Annotated in this window: 11 protein-coding genes; 8 read left to right on the top strand and 3 right to left on the bottom strand. The window is 64.3% G+C overall.

The genetic code is table 11. The annotated features are described in order from the left end of the window. Positions 1-28 precede the first annotated feature (28 nt). The 7 genes from glnT (at position 29) to FJ419_RS14450 (ending at position 11,326) form a co-directional block, all read left to right on the top strand. Positions 29-1,336: a type III glutamate--ammonia ligase gene (gene glnT / locus FJ419_RS14480; RefSeq protein WP_140544192.1), complete on the top strand. Its 1,308-nt coding sequence runs from the start codon at positions 29-31 to the stop codon at positions 1,334-1,336. Positions 1,337-1,428: 92 nt separating this feature from the next. Continuing rightward, entirely contained in the window at positions 1,429-2,682 is a 1,254-nt protein-coding gene (locus tag FJ419_RS14475; RefSeq protein ID WP_140693746.1) for a sarcosine oxidase subunit beta family protein, read from the top strand. Positions 2,683-2,749: 67 nt separating this feature from the next. After that, the gene (locus FJ419_RS14470) at positions 2,750-3,025 is read left to right on the top strand and encodes a sarcosine oxidase subunit delta (protein WP_140693742.1); all 276 of its coding nucleotides are present in this window, start codon (positions 2,750-2,752) and stop codon (positions 3,023-3,025) included. Further along, positions 3,025-6,006, top strand: coding sequence for a sarcosine oxidase subunit alpha (locus FJ419_RS14465; protein WP_140693737.1), 2,982 nt, complete (start codon positions 3,025-3,027; stop codon positions 6,004-6,006). The genes FJ419_RS14470 and FJ419_RS14465 overlap by 1 nt, the downstream gene beginning before the upstream one ends. Beyond that, a complete protein-coding gene (locus FJ419_RS14460; RefSeq protein WP_140693733.1) occupies positions 5,999-6,622 on the top strand; it encodes a sarcosine oxidase subunit gamma family protein in 624 nt (207 codons plus the stop codon). The genes FJ419_RS14465 and FJ419_RS14460 overlap by 8 nt, the downstream gene beginning before the upstream one ends. Before the next feature lie 258 nt (positions 6,623-6,880). After that, entirely contained in the window at positions 6,881-9,250 is a 2,370-nt protein-coding gene (locus tag FJ419_RS14455) for an aminomethyltransferase family protein (protein ID WP_140693728.1), read from the top strand. Positions 9,251-9,616: 366 nt separating this feature from the next. Further along, positions 9,617-11,326, top strand: a complete 1,710-nt coding sequence (locus FJ419_RS14450) for an APC family permease (RefSeq protein ID WP_140693723.1) — start codon at positions 9,617-9,619, stop codon at positions 11,324-11,326. Between the two features lie 288 nt (positions 11,327-11,614). Here FJ419_RS14450 and FJ419_RS14445 read toward each other — a convergent pair whose 3' ends face one another. From FJ419_RS14445 to FJ419_RS14435, 3 genes are all read right to left on the bottom strand, one after another. Beyond that, positions 11,615-14,767 (bottom strand): efflux RND transporter permease subunit, encoded by a 3,153-nt coding sequence (locus FJ419_RS14445; protein ID WP_140693718.1) that lies wholly within the window; start codon positions 14,765-14,767, stop codon positions 11,615-11,617. A gap of 314 nt (positions 14,768-15,081) precedes the next feature. Further along, on the bottom strand, positions 15,082-16,245 hold the full coding sequence (locus FJ419_RS14440) for an efflux RND transporter periplasmic adaptor subunit (RefSeq protein ID WP_140693713.1): 1,164 nt from the start codon (positions 16,243-16,245) through the stop codon (positions 15,082-15,084). Between the two features lie 56 nt (positions 16,246-16,301). Next, a complete protein-coding gene (locus tag FJ419_RS14435; RefSeq protein WP_140693708.1) occupies positions 16,302-16,907 on the bottom strand; it encodes a TetR family transcriptional regulator in 606 nt (201 codons plus the stop codon). Positions 16,908-17,321: 414 nt separating this feature from the next. Between FJ419_RS14435 and FJ419_RS14430 the strand changes: the two genes are divergently transcribed. Beyond that, positions 17,322-17,791 (top strand): DUF4372 domain-containing protein (locus FJ419_RS14430; RefSeq protein ID WP_140693703.1); only part of this gene is annotated, 470 nt, incomplete at its 3' end.

Raw genomic sequence — 17,791 nt, 5'->3', positions numbered from 1 at the left:
CCAAGACACATAAGCGAGGAACTACATAATGGGGAACGATCTCGCCGCATTCGCCAAGGAGAACGGCGTCAAATATTTCATGATCTCCTACACCGACCTGTTCAGCGGGCAGCGTGCCAAGCTGGTGCCGGCGCAGGCGATCGCCGACATGCAGAAGGACGGTGCAGGATTTGCCGGCTTCGCGACATGGCTCGACCTGACGCCGGCGCATCCCGACATGCTGGCGGTGCCGGATCCGGCTTCGGTCATCCAACTGCCATGGAAGAAGGACGTCGCCTGGGTAGCCGCCAACTGCATCATGGAGGACAAGGAGGTTAACCAGGCGCCGCGCAACACGCTGAAGCGGCTGATCGACGAAGCCGCCCGCGACGGCATGCATGTCAAGACGGGCGTCGAGGCCGAGTTCTTCCTGATCTCGCCCGATGGCAAGGCGATCTCCGACGAATACGATACAGCCTCGAAACCCTGCTACGACCAGCAGGCGGTGATGCGGCGCTACGACGTCATCGCCGAGATCTGCGACCACATGCTGGCGTTGGGCTGGGGCCCGTACCAGAACGACCACGAGGACGCTAACGGCCAGTTCGAGATGAACTGGACGTTCGATCACGCGCTGGCGACCGCCGACAAGCACTCCTTCTTCAAGTTCATGGTCAAGTCGATCGCCGAGAAGCACGGCCTGCGCGCGACGTTCATGCCCAAGCCCTTCCAAGGCCTGACCGGCAATGGCTGCCATGCGCATATCTCGGTGTGGGACGAGACAGGCAAGACCAACGTCTTTGCCGACAATTCGGAAGAACTCGGCCTGTCCGCCAAGGGCAGGAACTTCCTCGGCGGCATCATGAAGCATGCCTCGGCGCTTGCCGCGATCACCAATCCGACGGTCAATTCCTACAAGCGCATCAACGCGCCGCGCACCATTTCGGGCGCCACCTGGGCGCCAAACACGGTCACCTGGACCGGCAACAACCGCACGCACATGGTGCGCGTGCCGGGACCCGGCCGCTTCGAATTGCGCCTGCCGGACGGCGCCGCCAATCCCTACCTCCTGCAGGCCGTCATCATCGCTGCCGGCCTCGACGGCATCCGCTCGAAGGCCGACCCCGGCAAGCGCTACGACATCGACATGTACCAGCTCGGGCATACCGTGACGGATGCGCCGAAACTGCCGCTCAACCTGCTCGACGCGCTGCGCGAGTTCGACAAGGACAAATCGCTCAAGGCGGCGCTGGGTGAGGAATTCTCGTCGGCATATCTAAAGCTGAAGCAGCAGGAATGGAATTCCTATGCTTCGCACTTCACGCAGTGGGAGCGCGACCACACGCTGGATATCTGACCGTCCTGTAATGGAGCATGATGTCGTCCGAAAACCGCTTCACACTTTTCGGCATCATGCTCTAGCGGTGCGAGCGACCTCGGAATGAACTGATGAAATATTCGATCTTCTCGCTCGCCCGCGCCGCCCTTTCCGGCCACAAGAACTGGCAGCCGACCTGGCGCGACGCAGCGCCCAAGGACCGCTATGACGTGATCATCATCGGCGGCGGCGGCCACGGACTCGCCACCGCCTGGTTCCTGGCCAGCGAGTTCGGCATCCGCAATGTCGCGGTGCTGGAAAAGGGCTGGATCGGCTCCGGCAATGCCGGCCGCAACACCACCATCATCCGCTCCAACTACGGCCTGCCCGGCAACACCGGTTTCTACGAATTGTCGATGAAGCTGTGGGAGCGGATGGAGCAGGACCTCAACTACAACGCGATGGTCAGCCAGCGCGGCGTGCTCAACCTCTATCACTCCGACGCGCAGCGCGATGCTTTCGCCCGGCGCGGTAACACCATGCGCATCAACGGCATCGATGCGGAACTGCTCGACCAGACGGCGCTCAGGAAAATGCTGCCGTTCCTGAATTTCGACAATGCGCGCTTCCCCGTGCAAGGCGGACTGCTGCAACGCCGCGGCGGCACGGCGCGGCATGATGCCGTGGTGTGGGGTTATGCCCATGCGGCGAGCGAGCTCGGCGTCGACATCATCCAGAATTGCGAGGTTACCGGCTTCACGCGCGACGCCAACGGCAAGGTGACCAGCGTCGAGACATCGCGCGGCAAGATCGGCGCCGGCAAGGTCGGCATGGCGGTGGCGGGCTCCTCGTCACGCGTGGCGGCCATGGCGGGGCTGCGCCTGCCGATCGAAAGCCATGTGTTGCAGGCCTTCGTCTCCGAAGCGATCAAGCCGCTGATCCCCGGGGTCATGACCTTCGGCGCCGGACATTTCTATGTCAGCCAGTCGGACAAGGGCGGGCTGGTCTTCGGCGGCGATATCGACGGCTACAATTCCTATGCCCAGCGCGGCAATCTGCCGGTCGTGGAGGATGTCTGCGAGGGCGGCATGGCGCTGATCCCGATGATCGGCCGCGTGCGGCTCTTACGCCAGTGGGGCGGCATCATGGACATGTCGATGGACGGCTCGCCGATCATCGACAAGAGCCCGGTGGACGGCCTCTACATCAATGCCGGCTGGTGCTATGGCGGCTTCAAGGCGACGCCCGGCTCCGGCTTCGTCTTCGCCCATCTCATCGCCCGCGATCAATCGCACAAGGAAGCAGCATTCTTCCGCCTCGACCGCTTCCAGCGCGGCGCCATGATCGACGAGAAGGGCCAGGGCGCCCAACCGAACCTGCATTAGGGATAGAGCATGATGTTATCCAAAAACCGCTTCACACTTTTTGGCATCATGCATTGAAGACCCAGCCATGCGCATAGTCTGTCCCTTCTGCGGCGAACGCGAACTCGGCGAGTTCACCTATCTCGGCGACGCCAAGCCGCAACGGCCGGCGGGTGATGCCGGCGAAGACGCGGTCTACGACTACGTCTATCTACGCGACAACATCGCCGGCCCGATGAGCGAGCACTGGTACCATGGCGGCGGCTGCCGGGCCTGGCTGAAGGTCACGCGCAACACGCTGACGCATGAGATTTCGGCCGTCGAGCCGGCGGCGGGCGCAGGCGGCGCCAAGGTTGGTGTGTGATGCGCGGCGATCAGGCAAACCGGCTGAACAATGGCGGTCTCATCGACCGCTCGACCGCGCTCAACTTCCGCTTCGACGGCAAGATCTTCTCCGGCTTCAAGGGCGACACGCTGGCTTCCGCGCTGGTCGCCAATGGCGTCAAGCTCGTCGGCCGCTCGTTCAAATATCATCGTCCTCGCGGTATCCTGACGGCTGGCTCCGAAGAGCCCAACGCGCTGGTCGAGCTGCGCAGCGGCGCAAGGCGCGAGCCGAACACCAAGGCGACGACCGCCGAGCTCTATGAAGGGCTCGAAGCCGCCAGCCAGAACCGCTGGCCGTCGCTCGGTTTCGACGTCATGTCGGTCAACCAGCTGTTCGCACCGATCTTCGTCGCCGGCTTCTACTACAAGACCTTCATGTGGCCGGCGAAGTTCTGGGAAGCAGTCTATGAGCCGGCGATCCGGCGCGCCGCGGGCCTTGGCCGCGCCGCCCAGGTTTCCGATCCCGACCATTATGACAAGGCCTGGGCACATTGCGATGTGGTGATCGCGGGCTCTGGGCCGGCCGGCTTGGCGGCGGCCCTTGCTGCCGCGCGCTCCGGCGCGCGCGTTATCCTGTGCGAGGAGGATTTCGTCCTCGGCGGGCGCCTGCTTGCCGATAGCGGCATGATCGACGGATTGCCGGCCGCCGAATGGGTTGCGCGCGCGGTCGCCGAGCTTTCGGCGATGCCGGATGTGCGCATCATGACGCGCACGACTTTGTTCGGTGTCTATGACGGCGGCACCTATGGCGCGATCGAGCGTGTCAACGACCATCTGCCGGTGCCGCCCGAGCATCAGGTGCGCCAGCGGCTATGGCGGATCGTGGCCAAGCGCTGCGTCGTCGCGGCCGGCGCGATCGAACGCCCGATCGTCTTTGCCAGCAACGACACGCCGGGCGTGATGATGGCATCGGCCATGCGCAGCTACATCAACCGCTACGCAGCCACGCCGTCCAAGCGCATTGCGCTGTTCACCAACAATGAGGACGGCTGGCGCACCGCCGAAACGGCGATCGCGGCCGGACTGCAGGTTGCGGCGGTGATCGACGCGCGGCCGGACGTTTCGCCGGCCCTCCGCTCGCTTGCAAGCAAAGGCGGCTTTCCGGTGCTGCACGGCGCCGTCGCTGGCGTCGACGGCGGCAAGGGTGGGGTGCGCAAGATTTCCGTCTCGCTGACCGGCGGCGCGCGCGCCGAGGTCGAGGCGGACGGGCTCGCCGTCTCTGGCGGCTGGAACCCCGCGGTCGGCCTCACCTCTTACCACCGCGGCAGGCCGAAATGGCGCGACGACATTGCCGCCTTCGTGCCGGATGGCGCGCCGCCCGGCATGGTGGCGGCCGGCGCGGCCAACGGCGCCTTCGGGCTTGGCGCCTGTCTGCGCGAGGGGTTTGAAGCCGGCGCTGCCGCGGCCCGCGATGCCGGCCGCAGCGGCAACATCGGATCGATGCCGGTCGCCGACGACGAGGCGTTTTCGATCACTCCGCTCTGGCACGTCGCCGGCAAGGGCAAGGCCTTTGTCGACCAGCAGCACGACGTCACCGCTTCCGATGTCGAGCTGGCGCAGCGCGAGGGTTTTCAATCGGTCGAGCACCTGAAGCGCTACACCACGCTCGGCATGGCGACCGACCAGGGCAAGACGTCGAATGTCGCCGGCCTCGCCATCATGGCGGCGGTCAGTGGCAAGTCGATCCCGGAGACCGGCACGACGATCTACCGGCCGCCTTACGTGCCGGTCGCCATCGGCGCCTTTGCCGGCCACCATCGCGACGAGAATTTCCATGCGACGCGGCTGACGCCCTCGCATCACTGGGCGGCCGAACAGGGCGCCGTCTTCGTCGACACCGGGCTGTGGAAGCGCGCGCAATGGTATCCACGCGCGGGCGAGAAGGACTGGCTGGAATCGGTGACCCGCGAGGTCAAGGCGGTGCGCGGCGGCGTCGGCTTCTGCGACGTCTCGACGCTCGGCAAGATCGACGTGCACGGGCCCGACGCAGGCGCCTTCCTCGACCGCGTCTACATCAACGCCTTCTCCAGCCTCGCCATCGGCAAGGCGCGCTACGGGCTGATGCTGCGCGAGGACGGCATCGTCTATGACGACGGCACGACCTCGCGGCTCGCCGACGACCATTATTTCCTCACCACCACGACGGCGAAGGCCGGACTGGTGATGCAGCACCTGGAATTCTGCCGCCAGGTTCTGTTCCCCGAGCTCGACGTGCAGCTGACCTCGGTCTCCGACCAATGGGCGCAGTTCTCGATCGCCGGTCCGAGGACCCGCGATCTCTTGAAGGAGGTCGTCGATCCGGCCGAGGATCTGTCGAACGAAGGCTTTCCGTTTATGGGCGCGCGCGAGGTCAAGCTGCGCGGCGGCCTGAAGGCTAGGCTGTTCCGCATCTCCTTCTCCGGCGAGATGGCGTTCGAGATTTCCGTGCCGGCGCGCTATGGCGAGGCCATGGCGCGCAATCTGATGATTGCGGGAAAACCGTTCGGGGTGACGCCTTACGGCACCGAGGCGCTGGGCGTGATGCGCATCGAAAAAGGCCATGTCGCCGGGCCGGAACTCAACGGCACCACCACGGCGAGCGATCTCGGCCTCGGCAAGATGATGTCGACCAAGAAGGATTTCATCGGCCGCGTCATGGCCGGCCGCGAGGCGCTCGTCGCGCCGAACCGGCAGGTGGTCGTCGGCATCAAGCCGACCGACAAGGCGCGCCGCCTGCGTTCCGGCGCGCACATCATTCCAAAGGGCGAGACCCCAGGCCCCGACAACGACCAGGGCTATGTCACCTCGGTCTGTTTCTCGCCGGTGCTCGACCAGTGGATCGGGCTGGGCCTCGTCGAGCGCGGCCGCGAGCGCATCGGCGAGATCGTGCGCGCACACGACCCGCTGCGCGGCGAGGACTACGATGTCGAGCTCTGTAATTCCGTCTTCTACGATCCGGATGGAGGGCGCCAGCGTGGCTGATTTTTCCTGGGAGGTTCGCAGCCCGCTCGACCGCGCGCTGGTCGCCGGCTCTTATGGCGCGCAAGGCGACGCCGGCGTGTCGCTGACCGATATCCACAATTTCGATCTCGTCCAGGTGATGGCGCGGCGCGGCAAGGCCGGCGAGATGGCGAAGGCCGCGCAGGCACGCTTCGGCATCGCCGCGCCGGAAACGCCCAAGGCGGTCGATACTGCCGACGCGACGCTGATCTGGTCGGGACCGGACCAATTCCTGGTGCTGTCCAAAGGCGGCAAGCATACGATCGAAGCGCTTGCGCCGGTCTTCGTGGGTTCGGCCTCGCTTTCCGAACAGTCGCATGCGCGAGCGCTGATCGGCATATCCGGAGAGAAGGCGCGCGCGATGCTTGCGAAGCTGTCGTCGATCGACCTGCATCCCGATGTTTTCGGCGTGGGCGCGGCGGCCGCGACGTCGATGGATCACACCAGTGTCACGCTGTGGCGAGGTGGTGATCACGATGACCAAGCTGTGTTCAATCTCCTGGTGTTTGCAACCTTCGCCGAGAGCCTCTGGCACACCATCCTCGACTCCGCCGCCGAGTACGGCGTGACGATCGGCCATTCGGAAGACGTGGCATAGCGATGCGCGACTCCCCTTCTCCCCTTGTGGGAGAAGGTGGATCGGCGCGATAGCGCCGAGACGGATGAGGGGTGTTCCAGCGGAGTGAGACGCTGGCTTTCCCTGGAGCACCCCTCATCCGGCCGCTTCGCGGCCACCTTCTCCCACAAGGGGAGAAGGGAAGCCGGTGCTTGCCAAACGTATTCCCCCTGCTATTCTCTCAGCGAAAATAATTTTACACACAGGCAAACTTGTTTCTCGCTCGGAGGAGGGTTTTAGATGAGCCAGTCGCCCTACCCCGCCGTCCTGTCCGGACCGCCCAAGCCGAGCCTGATCCTTAGGCCCGGCCAGATCAGCCTGCCGCCGGGGATGGAGCGGTATACCGTCCAGGGCAATGGCGCCGCGCTGATCGATGTCGAGGCCGGCGACAGCGTCAGCGTGAGCAATGTCGAAGGCGGCCAGCCTTGCGAGCTGCTGGCCTGGGACAAATCAGGCGCGACGGATCCCGGCATTTTCAGCGAGCGGTCGAACAGCAACGCCGCCGGCATCAAGGCGCTGCTTGCCGAGGGCGACGACAGCCTGTCAGCGCTGCGTCTCAGCCTTGAGCGCCGCAACGTGCAGCTCGATCAGCCGAAGGCCGTGCGTGTGTTCGGCGGCGCCACGCCCGCCGGCACGGAGCAGAGCTTTGCCATCCAGCGCGGGGGCGCGCTGCTGATCGCGGCGCCTGGCGGGCCGATGCTGGTCGACGGCCACAACACCGCGACGCCGCTGACCGTCCTGGTGCGGCGCGCCACGATCCGTCTGAAGAACAGGTCGCAGCTTCCCGATCCGCTTGCCGATCCCGTACTTGATCTTCGGGTGAGGTCGGCGACCGCCGAGGCCTATTTCGTCAAGGCCGGCGACTATCTGCAGATCATCGATGTCGATGGCCGGCAATGCACCGACTTCCAGTGTTTTTCCGCGCGCAAGCTGGACAAGGGGCGCGACCTGCCGCTCGACGTGACGACGACCCGCACGCTGATGGGTTCGGCCTATCCGATGCCCGGCTTGCATTCGAAATATTACGACCAGGACATGGAGCCGCTGGTCGAGGTGGTGCAGGACACTTGCGGCCGGCACGACGCCTTCGCACTCGCCTGCGCCGCCAAATATTACGACGACATCGGCTATCCCGGACACACAAATTGCTCGGAGAATTTCAACAAGGCGCTCTCGGACAAGGGTGTGACGCCCCGCCCCGGCTGGATGGCGATCAACTTCTTCTTCAACACGGCGATCGACGCGCATGGCGTGATGGTGTCGGACGAGCCGTGGTCGCGGCCGGGCGACTATGTGCTCCTGCGCGCCCTGACCGACATCGTCTGCGTCTCCTCGGCCTGCCCGGACGACACCACGCCCGCCAATGGCTGGGATCTCACCGATATCCATGTGCGCGCCTATTCAGGCCAGCACAAATTCTCGCGAGCGATCGCCAGACGCATGAAGCCCGACTCGGAACCGAAAATGACCCGCGAGACAGCCTTTCATTCGAGCTTTGCCAAGCACACGCGCGACTTCGTCGAATATCGCGGCTATTGGCTCGCCAATTCCTTCGCCAAGGAAGGCCCCATCGCCGAATACTGGGCCTGCCGGCAGGCCGCGGTGATCATGGACCTGTCGCCGCTGCGCAAATTCGAGGTCACCGGTCCGGATGCCGAAGCGCTGCTGCAATACACGCTGACCCGCGATGTCAAGAAGCTCGGGGTCGGCCAGGTCGTCTACACGGCGATGTGCTATGAGCATGGCGGAATGATCGACGACGGGACGTTGCTCAGGCTCGGCAAGGACAATTTCCGCTGGGTCGGCGGCGACGATCTTTCCGGCGAGTGGCTGCGCGAGACCGCAAAGAAGATCGGCCTCAACGTGCTCGTGCGCTCCTCGACCGACCAGATGCACAACATCGCCGTGCAGGGCCCGAAGAGTCGCGACATCTTGAACGAAGTCGTCTGGACCTCGCCGGTGCAGCCCTCGATCGGCGAGCTCGAATGGTTTCGCTTCGCCGTCGCGCGCATCGGCGGCGGCAATGGCGTGCCGGTCGTGGTCTCGCGCACCGGCTATACGGGCGAGCTCGGTTACGAGATCTGGTGCCATCCGCGCGACGCCGAAAAAGTGTTCGACACCGTCTGGGAGGCCGGCCAGCCGCACGGGCTGAAGCCGATGGGCCTGCAGGCGCTCGACATGGTGCGCATCGAGGCGGGACTGATCTTCGCCGGCTACGAATTCTCCGACCAGACCGATCCGTTCGAGGCCGGCATCGGCTTCACCGTGCCGCTCAAGACCAAGGCCGACGACTTCATCGGCCGCGACGCGCTGATCCGGCGCAAGGAGCATCCGCAACACAAGCTCGTCGGCCTCGACATCGATGCCAATGTCGCCGTCGGTCACGGCGACTGCGTCCATGTCGGCCGCGCCCAGATCGGCGTCGTCACCTCCGGCATGCGCTCGCCGGTGCTCGGCAAGAATATCGCGCTGGCACGGCTCGACGTCGCTCACGCCGAGACCGGAACGGAGGTCGAGATCGGCAAGCTCGACGGCCACGCCAAGCGGCTGCCGGCGCGGGTCGTCGCCTTCGCCCATTACGATCCGCAGAAAACCAAGCCACGTTCCTGATAGCGGCAACCCTTGTATCCTTCCGTTGTGGGAGTAGGTGGCCGAGCGAAGTTCGGTCGGATGAGGGGTGTTCCAGAAGACACCAGCCGCTCACTTCGCTGGAACACCCCTCATCCGTCTCGGCGCTACGCGCCGATCCACCTTCTCCCACAAAGGGGAGAAGGGAAGAGCATGTTTCGCAAGTGCGATGTGCATGACATCCACAAAACGCTTGACGCGAAAGCGCGCCGGATCAATCTTCACTCTTAAGAAAAAAATACGACTGAGTGGAAACACGACAGGCCGACGCCGATTTGCCGGGGAGCAAGCTTCGCAAGAGCCGAAGCATCGCTGGCGGGGAACAACAAAAAGGGGAAGACACAAGATATGAGCACGATAAGCACGGCCCTCGAGCAGCCTGTCGAAAGCAAGCTGCTCAGGCATATCGACTGGCGCGGCGCCTTCTGGGTGGCAAGCGGCGTTCCAGCGCTGGTCCTGTTCTCGATCGGCGGCATTGCCGGCACGACCGGAACACTGGCCTTCCTGATCTGGACGGCGTCCATGATCATGGGTTTCCTGCAATCCTTCACCTATGCCGAGATCGCCGGCCTGTTCCCGAACAAATCCGGCGGTGCCTCGATCTACGGCGCCACGGCATGGCTGCGCTATTCCAAGTTCATCGCGCCGCTATCGGTTTGGTGCAACTGGTTCGCCTGGTCGCCGGTGCTGTCGCTAGGCTGCTCGATCGCCGCCGCCTATATCCTCAACGCGCTGGCGCCGATCCCGGCCTTCACCGAGACATCGCCGGAAGTCGTCGCCTACATCGCCGCGCATGCCGGAACGGCGCCTGCCGACGCCATCGCCGCGGTGGCGGCTGCCGCCACGCCCGCGATCCGCACATGGTCGCTGTTCAGCCATACGCTGGGTCCAGTGTCCTTCACCTTCAACGCCACCTTCTTCATCGGCGCGGTGCTGATGCTGATCATCTTCGCGATCCAGCATCGCGGCATCCTCGGCACGGCCAATGTGCAGAAATACATCGGCCTTCTGGTCATCATCCCGATGCTGATCGTCGGAGTCGTGCCGATCTTCACCGGCCAGATCGACTGGGCGAACTTCTCGCCGCTGGTGCCGTTGGCGGCCGCCTACGCGCCCGACCCGGGTTCGTGGAACATCGCCGGCTGGACGCTGGTGCTGGGCGGCATGTTCATCGCGGCATGGTCGACCTACGGCTTCGAGACGGCCGTCTGCTACACGTCGGAGTTCAAGAACCCCGGCACCGACACGTTCAAGGCGATCTTCTATTCCGGCCTGCTCTGCATGCTGCTGTTCATCCTGGTGCCCTTCACCTTCCAGGGCGTGCTCGGCCTGAATGGCATGCTGGCGACGCCGATCGTCGACGGCTCGGGCGTCGCCGACGCGCTGGCCGGCATGGTCGGCGGCGGCAAGATCATCCACAGCCTGCTGGTCATGCTGATGATCCTGGCCCTGGTGCTCTGCATCATGACGGCGATGGCCGGCTCCTCGCGCACCCTCTACCAGGGTTCGGTCGATGGCTGGCTGCCGCGCTATCTCAGCCACGTCAACGAGCATGGCGCGCCGACGCGGGCGATGTGGACCGACCTCTGCTTCAACCTAATCGTGCTGGCGATCGCCTCGGCCGACGCGACGAGCTTCTTCTTCATCCTCGCCGTGTCGAATTGCGGCTACATCATCTTCAACTTCCTCAACCTCAACGCGGGCTGGATCCATCGCATCGACAACGGCCATATAAACCGTCCCTGGAAGGCGCCGACCTGGCTGCTCGGCATCGGCGCGATCTTCGCCTATGTGAACGCCATCTTCATGGGCGCCGGCGCCAAGGTGTGGAACCCGATGGCGCTGTGGGCCGGCCTGATCACCGCTGCCTTGATCATCCCGGTGTTCTGCTTCCGCCACTACATCCAGGACAAGGGCAAGTTCCCCGAACATATGCTGGCAGACCTCGGCATGGCGGGAGCCGACCTCTCGGTCAAGAAGGCGGGCATGCTGCCTTACCTGACGCTGATCGCCGGCGTGGCGGTGATGCTGATCGCCAACTGGGTGTTCGTCATCTGACACGGCAGCCTGAAAACGAACGGGCGCGCCTCGGCGCGCCCGTTCTTTTTTTGCCGATCGTCTCGATCGCGGCATCAAACCGGCCTTTCGGACAGCCTCGCTTGCAAAGAGCCGATCTTCTGGACGCTTCGGGCCGAGATTCTCGCGCAGCGTCGAACCTTCATCCGCGTTGCTGAAAAGCAATTCTGTTTTGCCGAAATCTTGCCGCAGCCCCGCGGATCTTTGATGTGGATCATCCGCCACCGACTTTCGCCGATGGCGGATGATCCTAGGTTGCCACCTCTATTTCTATTCCGCAGCCAAGGCCAGCTGCGGTCTTTCGATGCCTTCGACCTTCTCCGGCTCGGGCGCCTGCTCGTCGGTCTTGACCGTCTTGGGCGCGCGGCCGAAGAACAGGGCGTAGCCGGCCGGCAGCACCAGGATGGTGAGCACGGTGGCAACGAGGATGCCGCCCATCATGGCGTAGGCCAGCGGCCCCCAGAAGACGCCGCGCGAGATCGGGATCAGCGCCAGGACAGCGGTCAGCGCCGTCAGCATGATCGGCCGGAAGCGGCGCACGGCTGCACCCACGATTGCTTCCGATCGCTCCATGCCGGCAGCGATATCCTGGTCTATCTGATCGACCAGGATGATCGAGTTGCGCATGATGATGCCGAGCAGCGCGATGACGCCGAGGATGGCGACGAAGCCGAACGGCGCGCCGCTGATCAGCAGCGCCGCTGCGGCGCCGATGATGCCGAGCGGGCCGGTGGCCAGCACCAGCATCGACTTGCCGAAATGCTGCAGCTGGACCATCAGCAGCACGACGATGACGGCGAGCATGATCGGCGCCTTGGCGGCGATCGAGGCCTGGCTTTCGGCCGAGTCCTCGGCACCGCCCTGGATCTCGACCTTGTAGCCGGGAGCGAGGCCGGCGCGCAGGTCCTTCATGTCGTTGTACATCTTGGTGACGACGTCGTTCGACTGCACCCCATCCGGCAGCGTGGCGCGCACGCTGATCGTCGGCAGGCGGTCGCGCCGCCATTCGACGCCCTGCTCCATCACCGGCACGACCTTGGCCACTTGCGACAGCGGCACCGAGCCGCCGAAGTCGGTCGGGATATAGACCGAGTCGACCGAAGAGAGCAGGTGACGGGTCGCCTCCGGCTCGCGGGCGACGATCGAGACCGTCTCCTCGCCGTCGCGGAAGTCGTCGAGCGGCGCGCCGGACATGGTGGCCTGCAGCATCTGGCGGATGCGCTGCGAGGTGACCCCGAGGGCTCGGGCGCGATCCTGGTCGATCACCAGCTTCATCGCCGGCACCGGTTCCAGCCAGTCGTCGTGGATGGCGCCGAGCAGCGGATTGGCCTGGAATCTCGCTTTCACCTCGTCGGCGATACGGCGCACCTCCTTGCGGTCCGGGCCCATGACGCGCATCTGCACCGGCCAGCCGGTCGGCGGACCGAGGAAGAGGCGGTCGACCTTGGCGCGAATCGAGGGGAAGTCCTGCGCCAGGATCTTGCGCATCTTGACGATCAGCCGCTCGCGCGCCGGCTCATCCTTGGCCATCACCAGCAGCTGGGCGAAATTCGGGTTACGGAGCTGCTGGTCGAGCGGCAGGAAGAAGCGTGGTGCGCCTTCGCCGATATAGGTGGCGATGAAGCGCTTGTCCGGATCGTCCGCCATCTTGCCCTCAAACGACCTGGCCTGGTTTTCGACATCCTTGATCGAGGTGCCTTCCGGCAGCCACAGGTCGACCAGGATTTCCGGGCGCGAGGATTGCGGGAAGAAATTCTGCGGGATGAACTGAAAGGCCCACAGGCTGGTGGCGAAGGTAACCAGCGTCATCACCAGAACGATGATGCGGTGGCGCACGGCCCAGGTGACAGTGGCGCGCAGGCGGCGGTAGAAGCCGGTATCGAAGACATCGTGATGAGTGCCGGCATGCTTGCGCTGCTTAAGGATCATGTAGCCCAGCCACGGCGTGAAATAGACCGCGACGAACCACGACACGACCAGCGCGATGCCGACGACATAGAACAGCGTGCGCACATATTCGCCGGCGGTGGAGGCGGCGAAGCCGACCGGGATGAAGCCGGCCGTGGTGATCAGCGTGCCGGTCAGCATCGGGAAGGCGGTCGAGGTGTAGGCGAAGCTTGCTGCCTCGATCTTGACCAGCCCCTCCTCCAGCTTTCGCTCCATCATCTCGACGACGATCATGGCGTCGTCGACCAAAAGACCGAGCGCAATGATGAGCGCGCCGAGCGAGATGCGCTGCAGGTCGATGCCGATCTCGTACATGATGGCGAAGGTGGCGGCCAGGACGAGCGGAATGGCGATGGCGATCACCAGGCCCGAGCGCCAACCGATCGACAGCAGCGAGACTGCAAGGACGATCAGCAACGCCTCGCCGAGCGCCTCCATGAATTCGCTCACCGCGTCTTTGACGACCTGGGGCTGGTCGGAGATCTGATCGACCGACACGCCGTAGGGCAGCCCTGCCTCGAAGCGCTGATAGGTCGCCTCGACATCCGTGCCGACGTCCCTGACGTTAAAACCCTTGGCCATGACGACGCCGAGCTGGACGCTCTGATGGCCGTTGAAGAGGTATTTGTTGTCGTAAGGATCCTGGAGGCCGGAAGAGACCGTGGCGATGTCGCCGAGGCGCGTCACCTGGTTGCCCGAGCGCAGCCTCAGCTCGCGGATATCCGCGGCCTTGGTGACATCGCCCTCGACCGAGATGCGCACCGAGCGCAAGCCTGTGTCGACCGAGCCCGCCGGATCCACGGCGTTCTGCCCTTTCACGGCGTTCTGCAGGTCAAGGATGGTCAGGCCGCGCTCGGCCAGCGCCTTTGACGAGACGTCGATATAGATCTTCTCCGGCTGGTCGCCGATGATGACGGCCTTCTCGACGCCCGGCGTCGTCAACAGCATGTCGCGTGCCTGGATGGCGAACTTCTTCAGCTCCGGATAGGTGAAGCCGTCGCCGCTGATCGAATGCAGCGTGATGAAGGTGTCGCCGAACTCGTCGTTGAAATAGGGGCCGAGCAGGCCCTGGGGCAATTCATTGGAGATATCGCCGACCTTCTTGCGCACCTGATAGAAGGCGTCCTTCACTTCCTCCGTGTTGGTGTCGCCCTTGACCTGCAAGGTGATGATGGCGCTGCCGGCGCGGGTATAGGAACGGACGAAATCGAGATGCGGCGTTTCCTGCAGCTTGCGCTCGATCTTGTTGACGACCTGATCCTCCATGTCCTGGATCGAGGCGCCGGGCCAGATCGCCTGCACCACCATGACGCGGAAGGTGAAGTCCGGGTCTTCCTTCTGGCCCATGCGCATCAGGCCGAGCGCGCCGGCAAGGATGATCAGCCCGAACAGGAAGCGCGCGATGCTTGGATGTCCGATCGCCCAACGCGAAAGATTGAAGGGCCGCTTTTCAGTGCTGCTGTCGCTGGTGGTCATGGCACACTTCCAGTCCAATTGATCGGCAAGGCACGCCCGCTTGGCATGCCGCTTCCAGTTCGGTGGGCTTCCGGGCGGCGAGACCCCTCAAGCGGAGAGAGACTCGCAAAATCGCGCTTGACGCGGCACTGCTGCGGGGGAGCCAACATGCCGGCATCTCACGATCGGGGCGTTCGCCGCCCGGAACCCATGCTTTCCCCGGCTCGCGGCGCAAGCAGCGAGAGCGGGAAAGGCGTTCGTTACGCCTGACTTCAGTTTTTAGTCCGATGCATGTCGTTGTCCCAAAACCGCTTCGCACTTTTGGGCGACAAGCATCAGTGCAGGCTGCTGGTGGTCGCGACGTCGTCCTCCGCCGAGGCGGATTGCTGGACGTCGCTTGCAAGCTTGACCTTCAGGTTCTCGGTCATGAACTGTGTGCCGGCCGCCACCACGACGTCGCCCTGTTTGAGGCCGTCCGCCACGGCGACACCGTCGGCGGTGAAGTTGGCGACCTTGATCGGGCGCGGATGGACTGTGTCGGAGGCGCGGTCGACCGTCCAGACGATCTGCTTGCCGTCCTTCTCGGTCATCGCGGTCAGCGGGATCGACACGAGCTGCGCCTTGCTGCCGACGGTTGCCTCGACATTGGCCGTCATGCCGAGCAGCACGCGCGGATCGTTGGGCAGCGAAACCCGGACGGCGAAGGTACGCGACTGCGGATCGGCGCTGCCGGCGACCTCGCGGACCTTGCCGTCAAGCGTCAGCCCTTCGTCCGACCAGAAGCTCGCCTTGACTTCCTTGCCGGGCTTGAACCCTGCAATATCCATCTCCGGCACCGCGATCGAAACTTCCTTCTCGCCGTCTACCGCGACCGTCATGACCGGCGTGCCGGCGCCGACCACCTGGCCGACATCGGCGGAGATGGCGGTGACGATGCCGGCCTGGCTGGCCTTGAGATCGGTGTAGTGGACCTGGTTCTGCGCCTGGGCCAGCGTCGAGCGGGCGGCATCGCGCGTCGCCACGGCCTGGTCGTAGGCCAGCCGCGCCTGATCGAGCTGCGACTTCGGCGCGAAGTTCTTGGCATAGAGCTGCTCGGCGCGCTTCCTGGCGAGATCGACGGTTTCGACCTGGCGTTCGGCGGCGTCGAGGCTGGCCTGGGCGCTCTTCACCGACAGCTCGTAGTCGGACGGGTCGACGCGGGCGAGCACGTCGCCTTCATTCACATGCTGGCCGATATCGGCCAGACGCTCGGTGATCTTGCCGGCGATGCGAAAGCCGAGATTCATCTCGGTGCGGGCGCGCACCGAACCGGAATAGTCGAGTTGGCGAGTGGTCCGCGCCTCGCCGATCTCGACGACCTTGACCGGCCGGACGACTTCCTGAACGACCTCGGCCTTTTCCTGGCTGCAGCCGGCAAGGGCAAGCGCGGCGACGACGATGCCGATGGCGGGGAGGCCGGCGGCCGGCAGCCTGCGGAGGATGGAACTGGGCAAAGACACTTTATTAGCACTCCCGAACTGGAGATGATCTGTCGACCGCACGCGGCGGACGGCTTCTATTTCAAGGCTCTGATGGCGTAGTCGATAAGTTCGTCGGGCATTGCCCGGTTGGTCTTGGCAAGGCACTGCGCCACCATCTGCGGGTGGCACAGAATGACGGTGGCGGCGCCGAAGCAGCGCGCGGCGGTTTCAGGATTCTGCTGCCTGAACTCGCCTGCCTCGATGCCCTCGCGGATCACCTCGGCGAACAGGTCGTGGATACTGTTGACATGCTTGTCGATGACGGACCAGTCGCGCTCCAGCGCAACGATGACCATCTCATGCACCTTCTGCTCGTCCAGCATGGTCTCGAGCGTCATCTTGTACTGGGCATGAATATAGCGGCTCAGTCGCTCCTCGGCGCTGATCGGGAGGTGCATGATCTCATAGGCCATGTTGTAGCTGGCGCCGAGCATGCGGCCGCAGACGGCCTGGTGGATTTCGACCTTGGAGGCAAAGAAGCGGTAGATGTTGGCGGGCGACATGCCGAGCTCGCGAGCGATATCGGCAACATTGGTCTTACCGTAGCCATAGTGGCGGAACAGGCGCTCGGCGCAGTCGAGAATGCGGGTCACATTCTCCTGTCTGGCGGGGTCTGCCACGATGTTGGCGGCTTCTGACATAGCGCTTTCGTTTTGATGAGTGACGAATTTCAATTTTCATCAGTCGTAAAACGAAAGCGGCGGGGAGTCAACGCGAAATCGACGTACGCGTATAATTTGGTGACAGATGGTGACAGGAGGGAGGGCCAGCGGGGGTGACGAGGATGCTACTCTCTAACGTAGCGATCCTTCGCGCCCCCCTCTGTCCTGCCGGACATCTCCCCCACGAGGGGGGAGATTGGCAGCTTTGCCGACGGCGCCATTCCTGCAACGTCGGCGATTGGCGAAGGCGGACGCGACATCTGATCTCCCCCCTCGTGGGCAGGGCTGTCCGGGGAAAGTGTTGGGTGAATCGAAATGCCGCATGTGCATGCCCCGTAAGACGGGGATTTTCCGTCTACCTTCTGGTTGTCGAGACTCAGAAAGGGACGGGGCATGCGCTTTACGCCTAGCATTCTTGGCAAGCTGGTTGAACCGATCAATCGCCGCCGCTTCCAGGCGACTGTGGATAGCCATGACGGCGACGCCTACGACAAATCGTTCCACAGCTGGGACCATCTGATGGTGCTGATCTACGCGCAGTTGAGCGGCGCCGAGGGCTTGCGCGGCCTGGAGGCCGGCTGGAACGCCAACTGCCAGCATCACTATCACCTGGGCAGCGACGTTTTGCGCCGCTCGACGCTGTCGGATGCCAACCGGCGCCGCCCAGTCGGCGTGTTTGCCGAGACCTTCGAGACCATCGCCAGCCAGCTCGACCGCCACACGCGCCGTGAAGGCGCTGCCATGCTGCGGCTGATCGATTCCACGCCTATCCCGCTCGGCAAGACCTGCGCCTGGGCCAAGTCGAACGGCCGCATCCGCGGCATGAAGATGCACGTCGTCTATGACCCCGACACCGACTGTCC

The organism is Mesorhizobium sp. B2-6-2, assembly GCF_006440615.1.
Taxonomy (GTDB): Bacteria; Pseudomonadota; Alphaproteobacteria; order Rhizobiales; family Rhizobiaceae; genus Mesorhizobium.
The sequence above is the reverse complement of the archived record's forward strand: the minus strand, read 5'-3'. Positions and strand labels throughout refer to the sequence as shown.